Annotated in this window: 17 protein-coding genes; 10 read left to right on the top strand and 7 right to left on the bottom strand. The window is 71.0% G+C overall.

Features of this window, described 5'->3' with window-relative positions; translation table 11 throughout:
- Positions 1–320 (top strand): non-reducing end alpha-L-arabinofuranosidase family hydrolase (locus tag IEY61_RS25815; RefSeq protein ID WP_268240628.1); only part of this gene is annotated, 320 nt, incomplete at its 5' end.
- A gap of 96 nt (positions 321–416) precedes the next feature.
- Here IEY61_RS25815 and IEY61_RS25820 read toward each other — a convergent pair.
- The 6 genes from IEY61_RS25820 to IEY61_RS25845 all read right to left on the bottom strand — a co-directional run bounded on the left by IEY61_RS25820 (position 417) and on the right by IEY61_RS25845 (position 8461).
- The gene (locus tag IEY61_RS25820; RefSeq protein WP_189048844.1) at positions 417–3533 is read right to left on the bottom strand and encodes a toll/interleukin-1 receptor domain-containing protein; all 3117 of its coding nucleotides are present in this window, start codon (positions 3531–3533) and stop codon (positions 417–419) included.
- Positions 3530–4729, bottom strand: coding sequence for a hypothetical protein (locus tag IEY61_RS25825; protein ID WP_189048846.1), 1200 nt, complete (start codon positions 4727–4729; stop codon positions 3530–3532). The genes IEY61_RS25820 and IEY61_RS25825 overlap by 4 nt, the downstream gene beginning before the upstream one ends.
- Before the next feature lie 205 nt (positions 4730–4934).
- Positions 4935–6155 (bottom strand): ABC transporter permease, encoded by a 1221-nt coding sequence (locus tag IEY61_RS25830; RefSeq protein ID WP_189048848.1) that lies wholly within the window; start codon positions 6153–6155, stop codon positions 4935–4937.
- Between the two features lies 1 nt (position 6156).
- Complete coding sequence (locus IEY61_RS25835; RefSeq protein ID WP_229706443.1) at positions 6157–6852, bottom strand: ABC transporter ATP-binding protein; 696 nt, start codon at positions 6850–6852, stop codon at positions 6157–6159.
- Positions 6849–7937, bottom strand: a complete 1089-nt coding sequence (locus IEY61_RS25840; RefSeq protein WP_189048850.1) for a peptidoglycan-binding protein — start codon at positions 7935–7937, stop codon at positions 6849–6851. The genes IEY61_RS25835 and IEY61_RS25840 overlap by 4 nt, the downstream gene beginning before the upstream one ends.
- Positions 7934–8461: a hypothetical protein gene (locus IEY61_RS25845; RefSeq protein ID WP_189048853.1), complete on the bottom strand. Its 528-nt coding sequence runs from the start codon at positions 8459–8461 to the stop codon at positions 7934–7936. Before IEY61_RS25845 ends, IEY61_RS25840 begins: the two co-directional genes overlap by 4 nt.
- Positions 8462–8616: 155 nt before the next feature.
- Here IEY61_RS25845 and IEY61_RS25850 point away from each other — a divergent pair, with 155 nt between their 5' ends.
- The 4 genes from IEY61_RS25850 to IEY61_RS25865 are packed head-to-tail and all read left to right on the top strand — an operon-like array spanning position 8617 to position 11929.
- The gene (locus tag IEY61_RS25850; RefSeq protein WP_189048855.1) at positions 8617–9273 is read left to right on the top strand and encodes a response regulator transcription factor; all 657 of its coding nucleotides are present in this window, start codon (positions 8617–8619) and stop codon (positions 9271–9273) included.
- Positions 9270–10427 (top strand): sensor histidine kinase, encoded by a 1158-nt coding sequence (locus tag IEY61_RS25855; RefSeq protein WP_189048857.1) that lies wholly within the window; start codon positions 9270–9272, stop codon positions 10425–10427. Before IEY61_RS25850 ends, IEY61_RS25855 begins: the two co-directional genes overlap by 4 nt.
- Before the next feature lie 57 nt (positions 10428–10484).
- Positions 10485–11066 carry an RNA polymerase sigma factor gene (locus IEY61_RS25860; protein ID WP_189048858.1) on the top strand — a complete coding sequence of 194 codons (582 nt, stop codon included), beginning with the start codon at positions 10485–10487 and terminating at the stop codon, positions 11064–11066.
- Complete coding sequence (locus IEY61_RS25865) at positions 11063–11929, top strand: hypothetical protein (RefSeq protein ID WP_189048860.1); 867 nt, start codon at positions 11063–11065, stop codon at positions 11927–11929. The genes IEY61_RS25860 and IEY61_RS25865 overlap by 4 nt, the downstream gene beginning before the upstream one ends.
- Before the next feature lie 171 nt (positions 11930–12100).
- On the opposite strand, the gene IEY61_RS25870 is transcribed toward IEY61_RS25865, so the two are convergent.
- Complete coding sequence (locus IEY61_RS25870) at positions 12101–17566, bottom strand: ATP-binding protein (RefSeq protein WP_189048863.1); 5466 nt, start codon at positions 17564–17566, stop codon at positions 12101–12103.
- Between the two features lie 302 nt (positions 17567–17868).
- On the opposite strand from IEY61_RS25870, the gene IEY61_RS25875 reads away from it, so the two are divergent.
- The 5 genes from IEY61_RS25875 (at position 17869) to IEY61_RS25895 (ending at position 24474) form a co-directional block, all read left to right on the top strand.
- Positions 17869–19176, top strand: a complete 1308-nt coding sequence (locus IEY61_RS25875; RefSeq protein ID WP_189048865.1) for an NYN domain-containing protein — start codon at positions 17869–17871, stop codon at positions 19174–19176.
- Between the two features lie 179 nt (positions 19177–19355).
- Positions 19356–20927, top strand: a complete 1572-nt coding sequence (locus tag IEY61_RS25880) for a hypothetical protein (protein WP_189048867.1) — start codon at positions 19356–19358, stop codon at positions 20925–20927.
- Positions 20928–21107: 180 nt separating this feature from the next.
- Positions 21108–22739 (top strand): hypothetical protein, encoded by a 1632-nt coding sequence (locus tag IEY61_RS25885; protein WP_189048869.1) that lies wholly within the window; start codon positions 21108–21110, stop codon positions 22737–22739.
- Between the two features lie 182 nt (positions 22740–22921).
- Entirely contained in the window at positions 22922–23257 is a 336-nt protein-coding gene (locus tag IEY61_RS25890; protein WP_189048871.1) for a YciI family protein, read from the top strand.
- Positions 23254–24474: an RNA polymerase sigma factor gene (locus IEY61_RS25895; RefSeq protein WP_189048873.1), complete on the top strand. Its 1221-nt coding sequence runs from the start codon at positions 23254–23256 to the stop codon at positions 24472–24474. Before IEY61_RS25890 ends, IEY61_RS25895 begins: the two co-directional genes overlap by 4 nt.
- Positions 24475–24534 lie beyond the last annotated feature (60 nt).

Genomic DNA, 24534 nt, shown 5'->3' on the forward strand with positions numbered 1-24534 from the left:
GCCAGAACCGGTACCTGATGCTCGTCGAGGCGATCGGTTCGCAGGGCCGCTACTTCCGCTCCTTCACGGCCACCAGCCTGGGCGGCACGTGGACGCCGCAGGCGACGAGTGAGAGCAACCCCTTCGCGGGTAAGGCCAACAGCGGCGCGACCTGGACCAACGACATCAGCCACGGCGAGTTGATCCGCAGCAACGCCGACCAGACCATGACCATCGACCCCTGCAACCTCCAACTGCTCTACCAGGGGCGTTCCCCCAGCTCCGGCGGCGACTACGGCCTCCTGCCGTACCGCCCCGGCGTCCTCACCCTGCAACGCTGATCCAATGACGCGGGCGGGCTCGGTGTCAGGCCGAGCCCGCCCGTGATTGGCTCACCGGGCTGGCCGCAACCGCCACGGTGTGATCTTTCCGGTGGATCAGTCGACACACTCCTCCGCGGCGTAGATCGAGCAGAGCTGCCGTCTCAGCGCCGGGATGCCGACCGGGAGGCGGATCGTTGCGTCCGCCGCCGGCTCGCCTCGGTCGTGCAGAGCCACGGCGAGCATGTCACCGACCCGGCGGGCGGAGACCCGCTCGACGTCGGTTCCCACGGAGAGGCCGAGATCAGCGGCCACGAGCCGACCGGTCGCCACGTCGAACAGCTCGAAGCCGCCCGTCGTGCCGACGGTGAGGACCAGCGTCCCGCCGTCGACCGGCTGCGCGGTGGTGATCCGGGCCAGCCTGCTGGCCAGTCTCAGCGTCGTGGTCCAGCCTCCGCCGTCGTGCTGGTGGAGCGTCACCGCGCCCGTTCCGGGCGTATAGGTGACCGCCAGCCGCCCGCTCTCGTCGAACGACGTGATCGCCCGATCCGTCGGCAGCGGCGGCCCGTCCAGGGTGGTCGTTCCACCGGCACCGCTCCGGGACCAGGTGGTAATAGTGGTCTTGCGCCCGCTGCGCGCGACGATCCGGCCGGTCTCGCGACCAATGTCGTACGACAGGACCTCCAACGTCGGGTCACGAAAGACGGTACGCCCGTCGCGGCAGTCGACGAACCGGGTGTGGCCGACGCGGGCCAGCGGAATCTGCGCCTCGGCGTCGGCGCGACTGGTCGTGAAGTCCGGCCCTGGCAGGTACGCCACCCGCTTGCCCGTGCAGGCGTCGGACGGCGCGAGCGATCCCTGATCGACCAGCCAGACCCGGTTGGAGGAGTATTCGGCGACCGCAGCGCCGGTGCCGTCCGGTCTGGCCGCGACAAGTTCGGCGGGGGCCGGCAGCCGGACCCGATCGACGGCCCCTCCGGCCGCCGAAATCGCCAGTTTCTCGAGACTGACGAAGACCTCCCGCTCACCGTTCGCCGTCACGGCACCGCCCGAGTCGACGGTGGCGTCCCACGGTTTCGGCAACGACTCCGGTCCCAGGGTGGAGAGGATCTCGATGGCGAACCCGGGTTTCAGCAGGGCCACCTGATCGCCGGCTGGCGGTACGACGACGGTTTCGGTGGTCAGGGGGTCGCGCAGCACGGTTGCCCTGGCCGGTGCGAGATCCGGCAGGAACGACAGCGTGCGGCCGATGACGACCACGTCGCACGAGTCGGTGAACTCGCCGCGCCCGTCGAGCTGCCATCCCTGCGCGGCCCCGTCGATGACCATCATGCCGTTGTCGGGCCTGTTGGTGCGGACCAGGACCCCGGTACGGTCCGCACACGTGGCGGCGATCGGCTCCGAGCCGTCGTCGGCCGGCGGCCCCAGCGGCCCCGGCACGATCGCCTGTGTCCAGGTGACCTCCGCGTTCGGCGGCACCGAACCCTGCGGTACGTCGGCAGGAGACCCCTTCGGTGGGCGTACGACCGCGGCGGTGTTGCGGTGGATCGCGACCAGTCTGCCGTCCGCCAGTGGTTCGAGACGGTTGCCGTACCCGCGCCAGCTCGGCTGTCCCTGGGAGTCCGGCAGCCGCGTTCGCCGGTTGTCGCCGGTCCAGCCGATGGTGCCGTCGGCGGTTATCCACGCCGCTTCGCCGGTCATCCGGTCGAAGTTCAGCAGCGGTGCGACGTCGACGGCGGCGGCGGGAACGGTCAGCTTCCGCAGGTGCGGCCGGCCCTCGCGCAGCGCGATCATGGCCCACTGCCGGCCGCCTGAGCTGACGAGGAAACCGCCGCGTTGGTCGGCGGCCTTCGCCGACCAGCGGGACGGGACCGGCACCGGCAGCCGGCTGCCCTCCGATGTCACGACCGCGACCCCGGCCGGGCCCGTCACGACCGCGACCCGGGCGTACGGGTGGGCCGCGACGCTGTCGACGCCGGCCAGGGCCGTCGTGCTGCCGTGCAGGTCCACCGCGTACGCCGTGCCGCCCGCGATGCCGCTTGCGTGCCGGTCGCTGGCCCCGCCCGGAGCGGTGTCTCCGCTCAACAGGATCACACCGGCGGCGAAGCGGTGCACCTGGCAGGCGGCTCGGGGGGCGGCGTCGAGACGGGTGCTCTTCGCTGTCCCGAGGTTGATCAGCATCGGCCCGGTGGCGGCGCACGCCGCGAGGTGATTGCTGCCCACGAAGGTGACGTCCCGCAGGTCGGCGGCGTCGGTCGGGACGGTGGCCGCGACCCGCCCTGTCATGATCTCCCACACTTGCAGGACCGAGCTGTTCGGCTCCCGGCCCGCGCCCCAGGCCACCAGCCTTGTTCCGTCTGCGGAGAAGCTACCGCCCGCCGCCGGGTGGCCGGTCTCCGCCTCGGGATACGTCAGGGCCCGAGTCAGCCGGCGCGTCGCATGGGACACGGCGAGCATGGCCGACCGTACGGTGGGGCTGTCGCTGTGCCGGGCGGCGCGCAGCGCGCGTTCGATGGCCAGCGTGGGCGTCTCCGTCGCGGCCAGCAATGCCTCCGCGGCATCGGCCTGGGCGAGCGCCTGCTCGGCGTTGCGCTCCGCCTCGCGGCGGCTGTTCAGCGCGGCGACGCTACCGGCGGTCGCGGCCACGGTGAGCAGGGCCATCAACGCGGCGACGGCGGTGAAGGTACGGGTCCGTCGCCGCTGGTACGTCGCCTCTTCAAGCAGGAACTCGTTGGCGCCGATGTCCATCAGCGCGGCGCAGAGCCCGGTCACACCCTCCTGACCGCGTACCGTCGACCGGTCGGCCAGATCGATCCACTTCTGCTCGACCGGGAACAACCCCCGCAGCGGTGCGGGTAGGGCCAGCGGATTGCGGAACGTGCCCGCGCTGTCGTCCCAGCTCAGGTCCAGCTCCGGGTCCAGCCGGACCAGGAATAGTCGGTCCGCGGTGCCGCCGCTGGCCAGCCAGTGGGAGATTTCCTGGGCCACCCAACTCGACTCGACGGTTACCCGGGACAACAGCACGATGAGGCACCGGGACTGTGCGACGGCGGTGCGGATCTCGTCGCTCAGCGGACCGGGCCTGAGATCGGAGGTGTCCAGGTAGACGGCGAACCCGGCGCCTGCGGCATGGCGCTTCGCGATCGCATACAGATCGCGTTTGAGTCGTCTGGCGACCCGCCGTCCGCTGCTGTGGTAGCTGATGAAGGCGTGGTACCGGGTCTGCTCGTTCACGGCTGTGGACATCCGGCGGGTGCCGGACGACCGAGACCGATCCGGTGGTAGCGGCCGAGGCGCTCACCGGAGCCGCGGCTGAGCACCCGGTCAGGGTAGTTGCCGCCGACCGTGAGTACGTCGTCGCAGCCGGGGCCGATCCAGCGCGCGAAGATCGCCCGATGGTCACCGGAGTCCACGGGGGCCCCGGTGGTGGGATCGACCGTACGCTGCCAGATCTGCGGCTCTGGATCGCAGATGTCGTTCTCCGGCGGGTTGTGCAGTTCGCCGGTGGCGATGAGCTTGTCGGCCGCCCATTGCAGGTCGGTCAGGAAGAACCACGGGTCGGCGGTGTCCGAGTCCACCTGTGGAACGGCGGGTTCGACCGGCTGGACCCGCAGCGACCCGAGATCGATCATCACCGGCGCGTAGTGCGTGTGGCAGTATCCGCTCGACCCGCCGGCGCCCACCGCGAGTCGGCGACCGTCCGGGGAGACCGCGGAGCGGCCGAGCAGACCCATGATCTTCGTGCTGGCGAGCAACCGGCCGTCGAAGGCGTACTGGGCGATGATCGAGGGGCCGCGCCGATAGCCGCCGTCCCGTGCCACGTAGCCGACGGTGATCCGCTCTTCGTCGGCGGCGAGCGTGATCGGGGATTCGTCGTTCTCCGCCGGATAGTCCGTGGTGGCGCGCTCCTCCAGTCGCTGGGCCGGAACGGCCCGGCTCGTGGACAGGTCGTGCTCGAACAGCACCAGATCGAAGCCGTTGCCGGGGGTGAAGTTTCTCCGGCTGGTCACGATGAAGCGGTCGGTCACCGCGACCCCGACACAGTCGACGCAGTCCGCGATGATCGCCGGCCGGTGCTGCTGCACCACCGCGATGTGATCGGCGTAGACCACCGCCGCACGTGCCGCGTCGATCCCGGCCACCAGCTGACCACGCGGATCGCTCTCCGCCGGCTCGATGCCGTCCACCCGCGCCAACCAGTCGGTGCCCGCCAGGGCGAGGCCGTCCGCGCCGATGGCCACGACGAACTCCGGGGCCAGCGCTGCCGAGGTGGTCGAGGGGACCGGAGGAACCGGGGTGTCGGACGAGCTGCAGGAGATCAGTAGCGACGTGGCCAGGAGCAGTGCGACCGATATCCGCAGCGATCTGCGCGTCGTCCGGGCGTACTCTCGGCTCTGCCCCTGGGGCGCGATGCAGGCCCGTTCAAACACGGCGGCCCTCCTCTGCCCTCGGATCGTAGTTCTTGGATGAACTGCTGCCGCGTTGACGGTTCGTGGCCGCAGGGTGACAAGCCGTTTCAAACGTAAGCCCGGCGGGCAACCCGACGCGCGGTGCCTTGACGCAGCAACGGACCCTTCTTCGCCCGGTGTGGCCCCCGGTGCCACGCCCGGCACCGGGGGCCACTGCTGCCCGCTGCTACCCGGTGGCGAGCGCTTCGGTGGGTGCCAGGCGGGAGGCTCGGATCGCCGGGTAGAGGCCGGCGAGGCCGCCGATCACCAACGTGGCGACGACGCCGCCGAGCGTCGCCCACGCCGGTACCACGGCCGGCCAGTCCTGGGAGAGCGCGTATCCGGCGGTGACCAGGATGCCGAGCAGCACCCCGCCGGTCCCGCCGAGCGCCGACAGCAGCAGCGACTCGGAGAGGAACTGGGTGCGGATCTGCCCCCGGGTGGCGCCGAGCGAGCGGCGCAGGCCGATCTCGGCACGCCGTTCCAGCACCGAGATGACCATGGTGTTGGCCACCCCGACCCCGCCGACGAGCAGGGCCACCGCACCCAGGCCGAGCAGCAGCGCGGTGAACGTCTCGTCGGTGGCCTGGGCGGCGGCCAGGGCGTCCGAGGGGCGCGAGACGTCGACCTCGTTCGGTGCCTCCGGGTTGGCGGTCGCCCCGAGCACCGCACGGACCGCCTCGACCTGGTTGGCTTCGGCCCGGGTGTAGACGGTCGTCGGGTGGCCGTCGAACCCCAGGTGGCTGGCCGCGACCTCCCAACCGATCAGGGCCGAGCTGTCGAGTTCGGGCGCGAGCGGGGCGGGGGCGAGGATGCCCGCCACGGTGAACCAGCGGCCACCTAGCCACACCTGCACGTCGGGACCGGCGGCCGAGAGCCCGAGGCGTTCGGCGGCGGTCGCGCCGAGCACGACCGCCGGGTACCGGGCGGTGGCCTCGTTGAGCCAGGTGCCGCTCGCCACCTCGATCCCGACGGTCTCCAGCAGGCTGAGCTGGGCGGCCCGGACGGCGATGCCGCCGGTCTCCGCCACCGGGATGCGGTCGGTCCGGTAGACGTTGCCAGCGAGCTGGCCGGTGGCCGTCGCTCGGGTCACCGGCCCGATCCGCTTGATCATCGCCACCGCCTCAAGCGGAAGCTGCGCGTCGCCGCCGAAGAGGGTCCGGCCCGGTGACACGGTCAGCAGGTTGGTGCCGAGCGCGGCGAGGGTGCGATCCAGCTCGGCACGGGACGACGACGAGATCCCGACCACGGCGATCATCGCGGCGATGCCGATGGCGATACCCAGTGCCGAGAGGAACGCCCGCAGCGGTCGGGTCCGCAACCCGACCCCGCCGACGCGGACGATATCGGCCGCAGGCATCCGGGCCGGGGCGAGCCGGGGCGTCCGGTCCGGGGAGAGCAGCGTCATCTCAGCTCACCCCGCTCGGCACCGGTCGCGAGTCGGCGCACAGCCGCCCGTCGCGCATCTGCACCTGACGCGGCAGGCTGGCAGCGATCTCCCGGTCATGCGTGATCACGACGACCGTGGTCCCGGTCCGGTGCAGCCCGTGCAAAAGATCGAGCACGGCCGCGCCGGAGCTGGTGTCGAGGTTGCCGGTCGGCTCGTCGGCCAGCAGCACGGCCGGCTCGCCGACGACCGCGCGGGCCACCGCGACCCGTTGTCGCTCGCCGCCGGAAAGCTCGTGTGGCCGGTGCCCGAGCCGGTGGCCGAGGCCGACGCGGTGCAGCGCGGCCTCCGCGCGCCGCCGTCGCTCCCGCCGGGGTACGCCGGCATAGAGCAACCCGTCCGCCACGTTGTCGAGCACCGGTACGCCCGGGGCCAGGTGGAACTGCTGGAACACGAAGCCGATCCGGGTGGCCCGGAGCGTGGAGAGCTGCCGATCGGTCAGTCGCGCCACGTCGTGACCGTCGATCAGCACCGTGCCCGAGGTGGGTCGGTCCAGCGTGCCGATCACGTTCAGCATGGTCGACTTGCCGGAGCCGGACGGTCCGACGATCGCCACCAGTTCGCCATGGCGCACGCGCAGCGACACGGCGGCGAGGGCGACCACCCCGCCGGCATACCGCTTGCCGACCTGGTCGAGCACGATCACGTCCCCGGTCATCGCGGCATCCCGACGGTCGTGCCCTCGGTGATCCCGTCACCGGTGACCTCGACCCGGCCGTTCGCGAACAACCCGGTGGTGACGGCGACGATCCGGCTCGACCCGCCGTCGATGACCTCCAGCCCGTAGCCACCCTCGGCCAGCGCCAGCAGCGCGGCGACCGGAACGGTCAGCACATCGGGACGCTCGCTGACGGTGAAGGTCACCTCGGCCGAGGCCCGGTCGAAGTCGGCCAACGCCTTCTGGTCGTCGACGCTGACGACCACCTCGATCTTCGTCTCGCCAGTGGAGTCGCCGGTCGTGCCCGTCGCGCCGCTCACGATCTTCGTCTCGACCGTGCTGACCCTGCCCGCCACCCGCCGGCCGTCGGGCAGGCCGATCTCGACCGGCTCGCCCCGCTTGGCCAGGCGCTGGTCGTCGACATCGAGTTCCGTGGTGATCAGTCGGTCGGTGCCGCTGTAGGTCAGCACCGCCTGCCCCGGTTGGACGATCGCGCCGACGTCGAGCTGGTGGCCCTCGATCCGGACCGGGCCGTCGGCGTACCCGATCCGGCCCAGCTCGACCCGGCCGGTCTCGGCCACGCCGAGCTTCTCCTGCCAGGCGCGGACCGCGTCGGCGGTGGCCCAGGTGTACTCGTCGTCGACGGTGAAGCCGGTGTAGCCGAGCGCCTTCAGGTTCCGCTCCAACTGCTCGACGTCCGGCCCTTCGACGCCCGGCTGAAGCGTCCGGTACATGGGCACCTTCCCGTACAGCAGCACCACCGGATCGCCGTCGACGGCGTAGAGCGCCTTGCCGCGCCGCACGGTGGCACCGGTTTCCGGCAGCGCGGTGATCGTGCCGGGTAGCCGACTGGTGGCGGTCCGGCTCGGGCCGTACCCGAGTTCACCGTCGACGGTCTGTGCGTCGGCGAGGGCCTGCCGGGTGACGGTGGCACTGGCGGGCGGCGCGGTGCCGGCCTCGGCGGCGGCACCGCCCGCGCCACCACCGAAACCGACCGAGGCTGCCACGCCGGCGAGGGCGACCAGCAGCAACGCCACGCCCCCGGCGACCGCCCCCACCCGGTTACGACGGGCGGGCCGCGTCATCGGCCATCCCCGAACCGGGGCGCGTGCTGCCGGCACTTCTCCATCGCCGCGCGGAACGTCGAATCGTCCATGTCGAACCGGAAGGCGTCCCGCTGGATCTGGATCCGGCCGTCCGGGGCCGGGTCCGGGAAGTCCGGTACGCCGTTCTCCCGCATGCACCGGGCCATCGCCCGCATCTGTTCGAGCTGCTGCGCGTCGAGCTGCGGCGGTTGGCCGCCGTTGGGCAGCAGCTCGCGGCACTTCTCCATGGCCGCCTCGACCTTGCTCCGGTCCACGCTGCCGTCGAACCGCAACCCCGGCCCGCCGTCGCCCTGCGGGTCGGGCAGGTCCACGCCGTTCTCCCGCATGCACCGGGTGAATTCGAGCCGCCGTTCGGCGTCGCTGCCCTCGGTGCCGGTCGCGGAGGCGGAGGGTGTGGCCGCCCCGCCGGCCGTGGCCACGCCGGTGCCGGCGTCGTCCCGGCCGGCGCACCCGGTCAGCGCGAGCGCCAGCAGCGCGGGGAGCAAGAGAGTTCTCCGTCGCATCGTCGGTGTCCTTTCCGGCGTCCGGCGTCTCTCGCCGGACGGTGCGCCCGGCGCAGCCGCCGGACGACCGGGCCAGTTCAGCCGACGCCGCGTATCGCGGGCATAACCGAATCTGTTTACGGCGGTGTTATCTCCGGTCGCGGCACCATTGGCGGGTGCGAGTGCTGGTGGTGGAGGACGAGGACGTGTTGGCGGACGCCATCGCGGAGTGGTTGCGCCGGGAGGCGTTCGCGGTCGACGTGGCGTATGACGGGGACGCCGCGTTGGAGCGGCTGGGCGTGAACGCGTACGAGGTGGTGGTGCTCGACCGGGACCTGCCGGTGGTGCACGGCGACGACGTGTGCCGGGCGATCGTCGATGCCGGCGGGCCGACTCGGGTGCTGATGCTCACCGCGGCGGCGGCGGTTCGCGACCGGGTGGCCGGCCTCGCGCTGGGCGCCGACGATTATCTGGTGAAACCGTTCGCGCTGGTGGAATTGGCCGCCCGGGTGCACGCGCTGACCCGGCGGGCCGGCCCGGTGGCGCCGCCGGCCCTGCGCCGGGCCGGGATCGTGCTCGAACCGGCCCGCCGCGAGATCCACCGCGACGGCCGGTACGTGCCGTTGACCCGTAAGGAGTTCGCGGTGCTGGCCGAGCTGCTGCGCGCGGACGGTGCGGTGGTCTCCGCCGAGGAACTGCTGGAGCGGGTCTGGGACGAGCACATCGACCCGTTCACCAACGTCGTGCGGGTCACCGTGATGAAGCTGCGGCGCAAGCTCGGTGATCCTCCGGTGGTGGAGACCGTGCCGGGAGCGGGGTATCGGATCCGGTGAAGCGTCTCACCCTCCGCGCCCGCCTCACCCTGGTCTACGGCGGTCTCTTCCTGCTCGCCGGCATCGTTCTGCTCGGCGTCACGTACGTGTTGGTGGAGCAGCGAATGCCGCAGCCGTTCCGGGCCGAATTCCCGGACCGGGCCGTGATGCCCGCCCGTTCCCTGCCGAGCGAGCAGGATCTCGACCGGATCCGCATGCTGGTACAGGACGTGCAGAGCGAGGCGAAGCGTAACGCCCTGGAGTCACTGCTCACCCAGGGCGTCCTCGCGCTGGTGGTGGTCTCGGCGGCGGCGGTGGCGATCGGCTGGTTGATCGCCGGCCGAGCGCTGCAACCTCTGCACCAGATCACCGGGACGGCCCGCCGGATCGCGAGCGCGGGCTCCGCCGGGCGTGGGCTGCACGAGCGGATCGCGCTGACCGGCCCCCGCGACGAGGTACGCGAACTCGCCGACACGTTCGACCAGATGCTGGAACGGCTGGACCGCTCCTTCGACGGGCAGCGGAGGTTCGTGGCGAACGCGTCCCACGAGCTGCGGACCCCGCTGACGATCAACCGGGCGCTGGTGGAGTTGGCGGTGAGCCGGCCGGACGCCCCGGCCGAGGTGCGCCACCTCGGCGAGGCGCTGCTGTCGGTGAACGAGCGGCACGAGCGGCTGATCGACGGCCTGCTCACGCTGGCTGACTCGGAGAACGAGCTGACCGAGCGTACCCAGATGGATCTGGCTGAGATCGCCGCGTACGTGATCGACCAGGCGGAGGCGGCATCACCCGGCATTCCGGTGCGCCACTCCCTGGGCCCGGCCGGGACGGTGGGCGACCCGGTGCTGCTGGAGCGGTTGACGTTCAACCTGGTGGAGAACGCGTTACGGCACAACCTGCCGGCCGACGGCTGGGTGGAGGTGCGCACCGGTGTGACGGCCGGGCGACCGACGCTGGTGGTGGTCAACACCGGCCCGGTGGTGCCCGGCTACGACGTGGAAACAATGTTCCAGCCGTTTCGGCGGCTGAGCCGGGAACGGACGGCCGGCGCCCGGGGCTTCGGACTGGGGCTGTCGATCGTGCGGGCGGTGGCCCGGGCGCACGGCGGCAGCGCCGAGGCGCAGCCGCGCCCCAGCGGTGGCCTGACCGTCACGGTGACGCTGCCGCCGCCCTGACGCCTCCGACGATGGTCGGCCGTGCAACAGGCGTGCCGGTGGCGGCCATAGTCAGGTGTGACACATCAGGTACGGCCCTCGGACGAGGAACTGTGGTCCTCGATCGTCGCTGGTGACGAGACAGCCTTCGGGCAGCTCTTCGATCGCCACTCCCGCGCGGTCTACAACCACGCGTTCCGGCTGACGGGCTCGTGGTCGACAGCGGAGGACGTCACCCAGGCGACCTTTCTGGTGGCGTGGCGTCGGCGCAACGACGCCCGGCTGGTGGCGGGTTCGGCGTTGCCGTGGCTGCTGGTCGTCGCGACGAACGCGGTGCGCTCGGAGTGGCGGTCGGCCCGCCGGTGGCTGGCGCTGCTGCACCGGGTACCGGCGGTGGACCACGCTGACGGCGATCTCGCCGAGGAGGTCGCCGCGCGGCTGGACGACGAGCGGCGCATGAATGCCCTGCTCGCGGTCGTACGCCGGCTTTCGCCCGCCGAGCGGGAGGCGGTGGCGTTGTGCCTGTGGTCAGGCCTGCCGTACCCGGACGCGGCGGCGGTGTTGGGAATCAGCGAGGCCTCGGTCCGGTCCCGGGTGAGTCGTGCCCGCAGCCGGCTGGCCCGCCTGCTACCTGCGGAAATTCAGGAGGCGAAGCGATGAACGAGATCCTTGACCCGCCCGCGGAGCGGGACCTGCCGCCGCGTGCGGCGTACGCGATGCGGGCCAGACTGCTGCGCGCGGCCGGGCGCCGCTCGGCACGTGCGGGACGGCTGAGGATCGCGCTGGCCGGGCTGGCGCTGTCCATCGCGGCCGCTGGTGTGGTGGCCGGGATGTGGGACCGGCCGGGTGAACCCGGATCGAGGGTCCGTCTGGTGGCCATGGGGCTTGCCGAGACGTCACCGTCGTTGCATGACGTGGCCGAGCGATGCCTGCGGTGGCACGCCGAGGGCATCGGCGCTGCCCTGGAGCGGCAGGCTCCATGGTTGGGACTGTCCATGCACGATCTCGCGGTGACGATCGACGCCGAGGATCACGCGCTGGTGTTGTTCATGAACGATGCCGGCTATGCGACGTGTGACTCCTGGGTCTTGGAGATGCCCGCGTCCGGCGACACGGCGGTGGGCCGCAGCATCGCGTACGACCGCTGGCTGCCCGGCGGGTGGCTGCCGGGCCCGGTGCAGCGGCTGTTGTTGACGTCGACTGAGGTCGATGGCGGGGACGTCGCGGTCAGTGGTCGGGTCAGCGCCCGGGTCGACCGACTGGTGCTCGACCACGGTGATGGCCGGACCACCCCCGCACGTCTCTCCGGCGGAGCGTTCGGCCTGTTGACGACCGACGCCCGGCTCAGCGCAGCCAACAATCCCGAGTTGGTCAGCTACGACGCCGAGGGTTCGGAGATAGACCGGCGTCCGCTGTTCCAGGCCGAGGACCAACTCGCCCACTGCTACACCACCCCAGCGGGCGAGGTTGTCTACGGCAGGTCCTCCGATGACTGCCGGCCGGCGGAGGCATGGGGGCGTTGATCCCGTGCCTCACGGATCGAGTTGCCAGGTTGCGCCGGGTCCGGTCGGTCGGCGTGGGCCCGGCGGCGGGAAAGCCCCCGACCTCGGCCGATCATGAAGTTATTGCCCCGGAAAGCGATTTCCGGAGGCAATAACTTCATGATCAACGAGCGGGTCCGGGGGAGGGGGGGGTCAGGTCGATGAGAGGTGGGTTTCGATGGCTTCGATGACCCGGGGACGGAGTTCGGCGGCGCGGATGACGGCGTCCACGGAGCCGACCTCGACCGCGCGCTGGATGTTGTGCACCCGGTCGAACTCCGTGGCCACCTCGCCGAGCTTCTCCGCGTGCACCGAGGAGCGGAGTTCGTCGAGTTCCGCCGTCAACGCGGCCCGGTCGGCGCCCGAGGCGGCGGCGACACGGGCCTCCAGCTCCCGGATCCTCGGGTCGGCCGCGGTGCGGGCCTTGACCTCGCCGGCGAAGACGACGGCCGCAGCCGGAGCGCCGCCGAGCACCGAGGCGAACGAGCCCTCCAGCGCCAGCACGGTCATGTTGGGGTTCAGTGCCTTCGAGAAGACCACGAACGCGCCGCCGTGGTAGCGCGAGATCACGCAGAAGACGATGGGCCCACGGAAGTTCACGATCGCCCGGCCGATCTCGGCGCCGTACTCCAGTTGCAGCTTCCGCATCGACTCGGGTGAGCCGTCGAAGCCCGACAGGTTCGCCAACACCACCAGCGGACGGTTGCCGCTGGCCGCGTTGATCGCCCGCGCGGCCTTTTTCGAGGAGCGTGGGAACAGCGTGCCCGCGGTGTAGGTGTCCGGGCCGTCGGTGGGCGGGAAGCCGCGCCGGGGGACCGCCCGGGATTCGATGCCGAGCAGGCAGACCGGGATGCCGCCTAGGTGGGCGTCCTGCACCACGGCGGTCTCCGCGTCGGCCATGCCCGCCCAACGTTCCAGCACCGGGTGGTCCTGGTCGGCGAGCGCCCGCATCACCGTCCGGATGTCGAACGGCTTCTTGCGCTCCGGATTGGTCGAGCTGGAGAAGATCTCGCCGACGGTGGTGAAGTCGCTGCCGGCCACGACATGCGGGAAGTCGGAGATGTCGCGATCGGTGGGATCGACGGTGGCGGTCCGACGCGGCCCCGCTTCGCCCGGTACGACGTACGTGTGCTCGTAGTGCGCCATCAGCACGTCGCGAGCGGCGGTCAGGTTCGGCGCCCAGTACTGCGCCTGCCCGTTCGGGCCCATCACCCGGTCGTAGCCACCGATACCGAAGTTGTCCTCGGCGGACACCCCGCCGGAGAAGTCGAGCGACTGCTTGCCGGTGAGCACCATCGCCGAGTCCGGGGTCATCACCAGGATGCCCTTGGTGTGCATCAGCATCGTCGCCTCGGCGTTCCAGTACGGCTGTGCGCCGACGTTGATGCCCGCCACCACGATGTTGATCTCACCGCCGGCCTGGGTGAACTCAACGATCCGCTTGAGCGCCGCCGCCACCCAGTCCATGTTCTCCGTGCCCGAGGTCATGGAGATCCGGGCCCCGGCGGAGAGCGCGTACCACTCCAGTGGCACCCGCATCCGCTCGGCCAGATCCAGCGCGGCGATCACGCGCCGGCACTCCGGTTCCGACAGGGCACCCAGTGACTTCGTGGGATCGCCGAGCAGCACGACCCGGGTGATGCCCTGCGGGTGTCGCGGAGTCGGCGTGGTGACCACGCCGGCGACGATCGCCGCGCTGTTGCGTCCCTTCGGCCGGTCCACCGGGACGAGCGCGTGGTCGTCGTCGAGGTCGTGCTCGACGAAGTCGCCGATGAGCCGGGTCAGCTCGTACGGGTACACGGTGTTGCGGCTGCTCGCCCGCAGCACCTTGAGCCGGTAGTCGTCGAGCGGCTCGATAGGCTCGGCCGGCGGCTCGCCGATCGCCAGTTCGGCGCCGCCGGTGGCGTCGAAGGAGATCCGTACGCCGATCCTGACCAGCTCACCGGTGCTCCGGTCGCGCTGCCGCGCGATGAACAGGATCTCCTCCAGGCCGGCGCCCGCGGTCGTCGGGCGCACCCGCCCGGCGATCATCGTCATCTCCTCGCGGGTGAGCCGGTTCGGCGGCCAGACGTAGATCACGATCCGGTTGGTGTTGAAGCGCGTCTTCGACGGCCGCCGTGACTGGGCGCGACGGATCGAGTCGAGGCAGGCGGCGACCGTGTCCTCGGTCGTCGGCAGGGCGGCCAGTCGGCCGTCCTGGTCGCGCAGCTCGGTCAGGTCGCGCACCTGCGCGAAGGCGACGAGGCGTTCGTCGGACGGGTTCTCCCGGGCCACGCACTGGAAGAGGTAGACCTCCTCGTCCGCCGAGGGCAGCCGGGTCAGGTCGAACTTGTGCAGCCGCTCCAGCTGCATCCGCTGCGCGATGTACGGGTGCAGGCCGCGGATCAGCCGTTCCTCGGTCATCCCGGCGCCGGTGGGGCGGAACGTGAAGTGGTGGTGCATCACCGCTCCGCCGCGACCCGCCACGGTGGCGGTGAGTCGGTGCACCTGTCGTGGCAGCGGGTGCGCGTTGATGGCATCGAGCAGCGCGGCTGCGGTGGCGTCCAGATCCTCCGGCTGGTTCTCCCAGGCGAGGTAGATGTCGGCGTCGATGACGTCCCCGTCGCTCGCCAGCTCGGCGAGGCCACGCAACGCACCACCGAGCGCGTCGAAGTTCACCGCGGCGGAGACGACGCTCGAGTCCGCGCGCTCGGCGACCACGAACGTGCAACCGGCGACCGCCCGGGTGTGCACTGCGGTGAGCCGCTTGTTGCCGTAGTAGCGCCGGGTCAAGACCTCCAGCATGACCGCGTTGTCCAGGTGATCGCGGACGAGTCGCTGGCCGAGCAGCCGGACCAGCGGCTCGGTGCTGCGGACCATCGCCGCGATCCGTTCGGCGCGGTCCGGCGCGTCCGGGTGCGCGTCGAGGTGACGCAGGTGCGCGCGTACGTCGGCGTAGACGCGGGCCCGGTTGCGGCGCAGCAGCGGCTGGGCGAACCAGGCGAACACCACGCCGCGCGCGAGGTCGGCGACCACGGGGAAGCGAACCTGCGTGGCGGCCACCAGCCGCTCCAGTGCGAGCCCGGCCGGCTCGCGCAGCGCCTGGTCCGGCGGTGGCTCCCGCAGCCAGGCCCGCAGCAGCGCCGCGACGACCGTGGCGTCGGTGGACCCGCGCTGCTGGGCGAGGAAGATCCGGAAGACGGCGGCTTCGAGCTCGGGGCAGCGCTCCAGATCGGTGACGCCGTAGTGGCCGAGGGCTCGGGCGAGCCTGGCCTGGAACGCGTCCGGCAGCCCGGCCCGCTCGACGTCGAGGCTCTGGAGGTAGGTGTGGAAGTATTCGCGGGCGCTGTGCAGGTGGGCCCCACCGTCCTCGCCCGTTGGCCGGTTGCGGCTCAGCTCGGCGAGGTCGGCGAAGGCGTTGACGAGGTGGATCTCCTCCGCCAGCGGCCGGTGGCCGTCCTCGCCGGCCGCCCGACGCGCGGCGAGGTAGTCGTCCAGTACCCGGCGGTCGTCGTGCGGGTCGACGTCGAAGCCGAGCAGCAGGCCGCGCAGATCTTCCTGGCAGCGCCGGATGCGCTCCGGTGCCGGGACCGTCCCGGTCGGGGTGGGCAGGTCCAGCTCGACGGAGGTGCCCGTCGGCTCCTCCGTCGCCTCGGCGGTCCCGTCGGCGAGCGGCTCCAGCCGCAGCAGCGCCGCGCCGGCCTCCACCTGGCTGCCCACGGAGACCGAACACTCCCGCAGCCGCGCCTTGAACGGTGCCCGCAGCACCGTTTCCATCTTCATGGCCTCCAGCACCAGCACCGGCGCGCCCGCCTCGACCTCGGCGCCGACCTCCACCGGCGTGGCGACGACCAGCGCGGGCATGGGTGAGCGGACGACGCCGCCCTCGTCGCGGCTGACCCGGTGCGTCACGCCGTCCACCTCGATCAGGTGGTCCGGCCCGTACGTCCCGGTGAGCAGGTGGTAACGGGCGCCGTTGACGACGATCTGACCGGTGTGCCGGTCGAAGCGATCGAGCTCGACGTCGGCGGTACGGACGGCGGCGCCCGCCTCGATGCCGACGCGGAACCGGTGCGCGCCGATCCGCGCCACCCGCGTGCGGTAGCCGACGCCGCGCAGTTTGAGATCCAGCGGTCGGCCGCTGGCGTGCCGCACCTGCGGACGGCCGCCGGCCGCCGTCGCCAGCAGCCGCTGCCGCTCGGCGCGTTCCTCGTCCTCGTACGCCTCGATGGCGGCTGCCGCCAGCGCGACGGCGGAGTGCCGGTACCCGACGAGTCGGCCTTCCCCGCGGACCCGGTCGATCCAGCCGGTGTCCGCGCTGGCGTCGATCACCTCGGGCTGGTCGAGCAGGTCGAGCACGAAGCTCTTGTTGGTGGCGCCACCCTCGATGATCACCGTGGTGTCCGCCATCGCCCGCCGCAGCCGGCCGAGCGCCTCGTCGCGGTCCTGGCCGTACGCGATGATCTTCGCGATCATCGAGTCGAAGTCGGCGGGGATGGTGTCACCCTCGCTGACGCCGGTGTCCACCCGGATGCCCGGCCCGGCGGGCAGGTCCAGCCGGGCGATCCGCCCGGGGGAGGGCGCGAAGTCGCGGTCCGGGTCCTCGGCGTTCAGCCGGGCCTCGATGGCGTGCCCCCGCTCCACCGGCGGCGTGCCCTCCAGCCGCCCACCCGAGGCCACGTGCAGCTGTGCCTTGACCAGGTCGAACCCGGTGGTGGACTCGGTGATCGGGTGCTCGACCTGGAGCCGGGTGTTGACCTCGAGGAACGCGAACAGCCGGTCGCCGGGGTGGTAGAGGAACTCGACCGTCGCCGCACCCCGGTAGCCGACCGCGACGGCCAGCCGCTCGGCCGACGTCTTGAGCTCGGCCGCCTGCTCGGCGCTGAGCACCGGGGACGCCGACTCCTCGATGACCTTCTGGTTGCGCCGCTGCACGGAACAGTCGCGGACGCCGAGCGCCCATGCGGTGCCCTGCCCGTCGGCGATCACCTGCACCTCGACGTGCCGGGCGCCGGTGACCAGGCGCTCCAGGAACACCACGCCGCTGCCGAACGCCCGCGCCGCCTCCTGGCTGGTGCGCTCGTACGCGTCGACCAGCTCGGCCTCGTTGTTGATCACGCGGATGCCGCGTCCGCCGCCGCCTGCCGTCGCCTTCAGCATCAGCGGGTAACCGATCCGGGTCGCCGCCGCCCGCGCCGCGTCCAGGGTCTCGACCGCGCCGCGGCTCCACGGTGCGACCGGTACCCCGACCTCCTCGGCGATCAGCTTCGCGCCGATCTTGTCGCCCAGCTGCCGCATGGCCTCCGCGTGCGGTCCGACGAAGGTGACGCCGAGCTTCTCGCACAACTCCGCGAACGCCGGGTCCTCGGCGACGAAGCCCCAACCGACCCAGGCGGCGTCGGCCCCGGTCTCCACCAGCGCCCGTTCGAGCACGGTCAGGTTGAGGTACGGCCGCCGGGCCGCCGGACCGAGGTCGTAGGCGATATCCGCCGCCCGCACGAAGGTGGCGGTGCGGTCGACGTCGGTGTACAGGGCGACGGTCTCGATCCGGGTCCCGGTCTCGGCAGCCAGCTCTCGGACCGCGTGGATGAGCCGCATGGCGGCCTCACCACGGTTGACGATGGCGATACGGCTGAACACCCGACCGACCCCTCCGGTAGACGTACGACGAAAACGCCGCGGGACGTCGACCCCCGGCACTCATCACTTTTCTGCCTGCGGCCCGGTAGCGCCATACCGTAACCACCGAACCCAGGGCGGCCGCAGTTGTAGGAACCCGACAAAAACTTTTGGCAGCCGCCACTGCTGCAGCTCGCGGACGCCGCCGGGATCGATGTCCTACCTACGGCGATCGAGTTCGGCTTCGGGCGAGTCCGCGCGGTGTTCCCGGTGGCCGGTGCGCGCGTGACCGTACGCCCGAGCAGCGTTGGTAGGTTGCCGTCATGGGTGACACCCGAACGGCGCTCTACCTCGACTTCGACAACGTGTTCGGCGGGCTCTACAAGCTGGATCCGGAGGCGGCGGTCCAGTTCGCGAGCGATCCGGGCGGGTGGCTGCGCCAGCTGTCGACGACCTCGACGACGGGCGCCACCCGGCGCTGGTTGGTGCTGCGCTGCTACCTCAACCCCGCCGGCTGGGTTTATCACCCGGACCCGACGGGCGAGCAGCCCCGCCTGTTCTTCTCCAAGTTCCGGCCCTCGTTCGTCCGCGCCGGCTTCGAAGTGATCGACTGCCCGCGCTACAGCGGGACCAAGAACGCGGCCGACATCAGGATCGTGGTCGACGCACTCGATGCGCTCTCCGCAGACACCCGGTACGACGAGTTCGTCATCGCCTCCGGTGACTCCGACATGACGCCGTTGCTGCAACGGCTGCGCCGGTCCGACCGGCGGACCATGATCGTCTCGCCGGCCGATGCGGCCGAAGCCTTCACGTCCATCGCCGACCAGGTCCTGGACAGCCAACATCTGCTGGCGCTGGTCCAGGGCGAGTCGGTCGATTTCGACGACGACACGCACGACGAGGTGAGCACCGAGTTCGAGGGCGCGGTCGCCGCCGCCGACCAGCGCGAGGGGTACGACGAGTTCCGCTCGGTGATGACCCACGAGTACGACGAGGCATCCGAGCCGCTGAACATGGCGTCGCTGGCCCACCGGCTGCGAGCCCAACTGGGCCGCTCGGTCAGCGACAGCGGCTGGTTCGGTTTCGGCAGCTTCGCCCGTGCCGTGCAGAGCCTGGACCTGCCCAACCTGCGCATGTCACAACACCTGCTCTGGGACGACAGCCGGCACGCCGCCGCCGAGTCGGCCGCCGCCTCGTCGCAGATCGCGCTCCCGGAGCCGGTCGAGCGGCTGGCCGACCAGTTGGATCTGCCCCGGCTGCCCGACTCCTGGTGGCCGGCGATCTACCAGACCCTCGCCGACTACGCCCAGTCCCACCGGTTCAACCTGAACAGGTGCACCGGTTGGTGCCGGGACCAGCTCCGCGATCAGGGGCTACCGGTCAGTCGCAACGCCGTCGCGTTCGTCGTACGCGGCGCGTCGTTCGGCGGCTCCCCGTTGCACGGCCAGCCACCGCCCACCGCCGCACAGATCGGCGCCGGTTTCGTCGGCAACGTCCTCAACCGCGCCGAAGCCGCCGAGCTGCCCCTGTCCGATGAGGAGGTGGCAACCGTTCGCGCCTGGCTGGGCTTCCCCTCCGACGCCGCCCCGGCCGGTGCCCCCGCCGAGGACGACGCCGCTGTTCCGTGAGCCCTGGTCGCGACCGGCGGCAAACGGGCGAGTGAGATCGACCGCGCATGGCCTACGCTCATTGTTCCCGTCGTTGTCGTACGCCGGGATCACCCGCCACCCATGGGGATCGTGGATTGTTCTCTCTGTCTACCCGGGCCAGGTCGAGCCTCGGCCCGTCGCTCCGTACCCGTCGCAGCGTGATCACCAGGATCGCTGCTGCGGCACTCGTGCCGGCCATCCTGCTCGGCGCCGGCGCTCCGGCGGTCGCCGCGAGCAACACGCTCACCCTCACCACATTGGACCGCAACGGCAAGAAGGTGACCGTCAACGCGACGGCGGTCAACCTCACCACCAACTCCAGTTACAAGGTGAAGTCCAACAAGCCGAAGAAGCTGCCGAAGGGCAACTACGCGGTGCTCGCCTCCATCAAGAACGGCTCCGCGGTGACGCTCGGCGTGCGTACCGTCAAGGTCTCCGGCGCCAGCCGGACGACCGTGGACGCGCGCAAGGGCAAGAAGGTCACGGTCGGCCTCAGCCCGGCACCCGCCAGCGAGTGGCTCTACGCGCAGACCACGGTCGAGGTCTGCACCAGGTCCGCCTCCGCCAGCTACGCCGTCCAGGCCTCGGACTACCGCGACGGCAGCGTCTACGTCATTCCGAACTCCTCGAAGAAGTACGCCTTCGCCGCGCTGCGCACCTGGGCCGACGGCTCCGGATCTCCCGGGTCCACCCAGTACGCGGTGATGTACACGACCACCGGTGTGCCGAGCAAGCCGTCACGGACGGCCAAGCAGTCCGCGCTCGCCACCGTCAGCGTGGCATCCCGGCGCGGTCCCTCCGCCGGCGATTACAGCAGCCTGGCGGTGCAGCCGATCGACCGCCCGTGCGGCAACGGGATCTACCACGGTCTGCTCAACAGCAACGAGCCGTACCGCACGAAGGTCAAGGTGTCGGCCGGCAAATGGGACTTCCCGGTGCACAGCTCCGGCACGGCCAAGGACGGCTCGTCGCCGTTCATCGGGCACTACTACTCGCCCCGCAAGATCGTCGCGGGCAAGTCGTACAGCCTGAACTTCTTCCGTTCCGCCTGGGGCCCGTCCGCGTACGTGCCGGCCACGGTCTACGGCCGGATCAATTACCCGCTGAACGAGATGTTCGCCGACCCCGGCTACCCGCGGGGCAACGTCGAGGGCGGCGACAAGGCGACCGCGACGTTGACCTTCGGCGGCAAGACCGTCAAGACGGTCAAGGACCGAGGTTGGGAGCCAGAGAGCACTGACCTGAGCTACAAGGTGAAGAAGGCCGGCTGGTACAAGCTCACCAACACCGCGAGCCGGTACTACCCGGAGATCACCTTCCCCGCCGGGATGCTCTCGCCAAAGACCAGCGTCACCTACAAGTTCAAGGCGAAGCCGAACGCCTCGGTGGTCGCGCCCGTCTACGGGATCGCCATGCTGCCGGCCGGGCTGGATCTCTACAACCGGGCGAAGCCGAGCAGCACCACCAACGTCGAGCTGAAGCTGAACCGGTCCAAGATGTACGCGGACACCAAGCTGGGCAAGAACCCGAAGGTGAAGTCGATCGGCGCCAAGGCGTCGTTCGACGGCGGCAAGACCTGGCGATCGGTCAAGGTCACAAAGATCAACGGAAAGTGGACCGCGATCGTCGGTAACCCGGCCTCCGGTGCGGTCTCGCTGCGGGTCCGGGTCACCGTCACCAACGGCGGCTACACCGACGTGACGATCATCCGGGCGTACGCTATCGGCTGAGCCGAGCACCCGCACGGTATCGGTGCCCCGAGCGTGGCCCGTCACGCTCGGGGCACCGGCGTTGGTGATGACCTCACGCCGCCGGAAAGCGGGAGAGCGAATTCGCCGCGCCTGACCTACGATGATCTCCCGCCGTTGTCGTACGCCGGGGATCACCCTTCCACTCATGGGGATGTGGAATTGTCTTCTCTGTCTGACCGGGCTGGCTTCAGCCTCGGCTCGTCGTTCCGTTCCCGTCGCAGCCTGGCTTCCAGGATCGTCGCGGCGGCGCTCGTGCCGGCCATCGTGCTCGGCAGTGGTGTTCCGGCGGTCGCCGCGGGCAACACGCTCACCCTGACCACGCTGGACCGTAACGGCAAGAAGGTGACCGTCACCGCCAATGCGGTCAACCTCAGCACCAACTCCACCTACTCGGTCAAGTCCAACAAGCCGAAGAAGTTGCCGAAGGGCAGCTACGCGGTGCTCGCCTCGGTCAAGGACGGCTCGTCGACGACGCTCGGCGTGCGTACGGTGAAGGTCTCCGGTGCCAGCAAGACCACCGTGGACGCGCGCAAGGGCAAGAAGGTTGCGGTCGGCCTCAGCCCTTCGCCGGCCGGCGAAGGGCTGGACGGGGACACCGTGGCGCAGATCTGCGTCAGGACCACCTCGCTCAGGCACGTGGTCGAGGGCTCGGATTGGAACCGCAGCCTGTACGTGATTCCGAACTCGTCGAAGACCTACGCCTTTGCCGCGCTGCGGACCTGGGCCGACGGCTCCGGACTCCCCGGGTCCACCCAGTACGCGGTGATGTACACGACGACCGGTGTACCGACCAATCCTTCTCGGACCATCAAGCAGTCCTCGCTCGCCACCGTCGACGTGACCGCCCGGCGCGGCCCCTCCGGGGGCAACCTGAGCGACTTTGTCGCGCAGCCGACCGGCCGTTCCTGCGGTAGCCACATCTACCGGAACCTGGTGGGCAGCGAAGCCGCGTACCGGACGAAGGTCAAGGTGACGGCCGGCAAGTGGGACTTCCGGGCAGGAAGTTCCGGCAGCGCCAAGGACGGCTCGTCGTACAACATCGGCGGCTACACCGCGACGCGCACGGTGGTCGCGGGCAAGTCGTACAACCTGAACTTCTTCCGTTCCGCCTGGGGCCCTTCGACACGGTTGCCGGTGGTGCTCAACGGCCGGATCTCGTACTCGCTGAACGACATGTTCGCCGACCCCGGCTTCCCCCGGGACAGCGCCGAGGTTGGCGACAAGGCGACCGCGACCCTGACCTTCGGCGGCAAGACCGTGAAGACGGTGAAGGACAAGGGCTGGGACCCCTACGGGACCGCCCTTGAATACAAGGTGAAGAAGGCCGGTTGGTACAAGCTGACCAACACCGCCAGCCGGCACTACCCGGAGATCACTTTCCCGGCCGGGATGTTGTCGCCGAAGACCAGCGTCACGTACCGGTTCAAGGCGAAGCCGAACACCTGGGTGACCGCACCGGTCTACGCGATCACCATGCTGCCCACCGGGCTGGACCTCAACAACCGGGCGAAGCCGGGCAGCAGCACCAACGTCCAGTTGAAGCTGCCCCGGCTCAAGGGCGAACCGGACGCCAAGCTGGGCAAGAACTCGAAGGTGAAGACGGTCACCGCCAAGGCGTCGTTCGACGGCGGAAAGACCTGGCGGTCGGTGAAGGTCAAAAAGGTCAGCGGGGTGTGGACCGCGCAGGTCACCAACCCGCCCTCGGGTGCGGTGTCGCTGCGGGCCCGGGTCACCGACACCACCGGCGGCTACACGGATGTGACCATCATCCGGGCGTACGCGATCGGCTGACCGCCGGCTCGGCACGCACGCGCCTCGGTGGCTCGGAGATCGGGACTGCCGGGGCGCGTCTGCTTGCGGCGACCCGAGGTTCGCGCCGGGCCGGGCCGAGGAATCGCGCGTTGTCCGGACGGGGTCGCGCCGTTCGTCATGACGGTGCAACACCCTCATGACGGAGACACGGAGGATCTGACGTGAAGTACATGATGTTCGTCTGCACCGACCCGGAGCCGGATTCGGACCACGCGAACCATCCGGACGTCGAGGTGTGGGTAACGGAGAACGACGCAGCCGGCCGGCGTCTGCAGGGTGCGCAGCTCGCACCGGCATCGGCAGCGACCACGGTCCGGGTGCGCAACGGCCAACTGCTGCTCTCCGACGGGCCGTTCGCCGAGGTCAAGGAGATGATCGTCGGCTTCGACCTGCTGGAGTGCGCGGACCTGGACGAGGCGATCGAGGTGGCCCGCGCGCATCCGATGGCCTGGGCGGGACGCATCGAACTCCGGCCGTTCGCCGACTTCGAGCAGTGACCGACCCGGACCGGGCCGCGGCGGCGGACGCCGTCGCGGCCACGGCCGTCGACGCGTACCCCAAGATCGTGGCGGCCCTGATCCGGATCACCGGTGACTGGACGCTGGCCGAGGACAGCGCGCAGGAGGCGCTGCTCCGGGCGCTCGACCGCTGGCCCGCCGACGGCGTACCGGCGAACCCGGCCGGCTGGCTGATGACGGTGGCCCGCAACCGGGTCCTCGACGTACTACGCCGAGCCTCGGTCGAGCGGCGCAAGCTGCGCGAGCTGGCCGTGCTGGCGGTCACCGCCGCGACCGCCGAACCGGCGTGGGAGGAGGTGACGGATGACCGACTTCGACTGATCTTCACCTGCTGCCATCCGGCGCTTCCGATCGAGGCCCGGGTCGCGCTGACCCTGCGGACGATCTGTGCGGTACCGACGGCCGACATCGCCCGGGTCTTCCTGGTCACCGAGTCGACGATGACCCGCCGGCTGACCCGCGCCAAGGCGAAGATCGCCGCCGCGCGGATCCCGTACCGGGTGCCGCAGGGGCCGGCCCTCACCGAGCGGCTGCCCGGGGTGCTGGCCGTGCTCTACCTGCTCTTCACCCAGGGGTACGACGCGGACGGGGAACCGGCGTTCGCCGACGAGGCGATCCGGCTGACCCGGCTGCTGGTCCGGCTCGTGCCGGAGCAGCCGGAGGCGTCGGCGCTGCTCGCGCTCCTCCTGTTGCAGCACTCCCGGCACGCCGCACGGCGTGACGACAACGACGACCTGGTCCCACTCGACCGGCAGGACCGGTCGCGTTGGGACCGGGACGCGATCGCCGAGGGTGTCCGCCTGCTGGCCGGATCGCCGCAGCCCGGCCCGTACGCGTGGCAGGCCCGGATCGCGGCCTGCCACGCCACCGCGCCCAGTGCGGAGGAGACCGACTGGCGACGGATCGCGGACTGCTACGACCAGCTCGCCCGGCTCCAACCGAGCCCGGTGGTCGCGCTCAACCGTGCCGTGGCGTACGGCTACGCGTACGGGCCGGCGGTCGGGTTGACCCGGCTCGCCGAGGCCAGCAGCGGCGGCGCCCTGGACGGTTACCCGTTGGCGCTCGCGGTGGAGGCGGATCTGCTGGCCCGGCAGGGCAACGGCGAGCGGGCGGCGGAGCTGTTCCGCGCGGCGGCAGCCCGGACACCTGGCGACGCCGAGCGGCGCGCCCTGCTCGACCGGGCCGCAGCCAGGTAGCCCGACCGCCATGGACGCGCGGCCAGGTCGATCGCTCGGGACAGCGGCATCGGCGGGCAT

Source organism: Micromonospora sonchi (assembly GCF_014646235.1).
GTDB classification, from domain to species: domain Bacteria; phylum Actinomycetota; class Actinomycetes; order Mycobacteriales; family Micromonosporaceae; genus Micromonospora; species Micromonospora sonchi.

Coding starts and splice junctions, on each gene's coding strand:
- IEY61_RS25845 (WP_189048853.1), bottom strand. CDS start 8,461: ATGCGACGGAGAACTCTCTTGCTCCCCGCGCTGCTGGCGCTCGCGCTG.
- IEY61_RS25840 (WP_189048850.1), bottom strand. CDS start 7,937: ATGACGCGGCCCGCCCGTCGTAACCGGGTGGGGGCGGTCGCCGGGGGC.
- IEY61_RS25830 (WP_189048848.1), bottom strand. CDS start 6,155: ATGACGCTGCTCTCCCCGGACCGGACGCCCCGGCTCGCCCCGGCCCGG.
- IEY61_RS25835 (WP_229706443.1), bottom strand. CDS start 6,852: ATGACCGGGGACGTGATCGTGCTCGACCAGGTCGGCAAGCGGTATGCC.
- IEY61_RS25865 (WP_189048860.1), top strand. CDS start 11,063: ATGAACGAGATCCTTGACCCGCCCGCGGAGCGGGACCTGCCGCCGCGT.
- IEY61_RS25875 (WP_189048865.1), top strand. CDS start 17,869: ATGGGTGACACCCGAACGGCGCTCTACCTCGACTTCGACAACGTGTTC.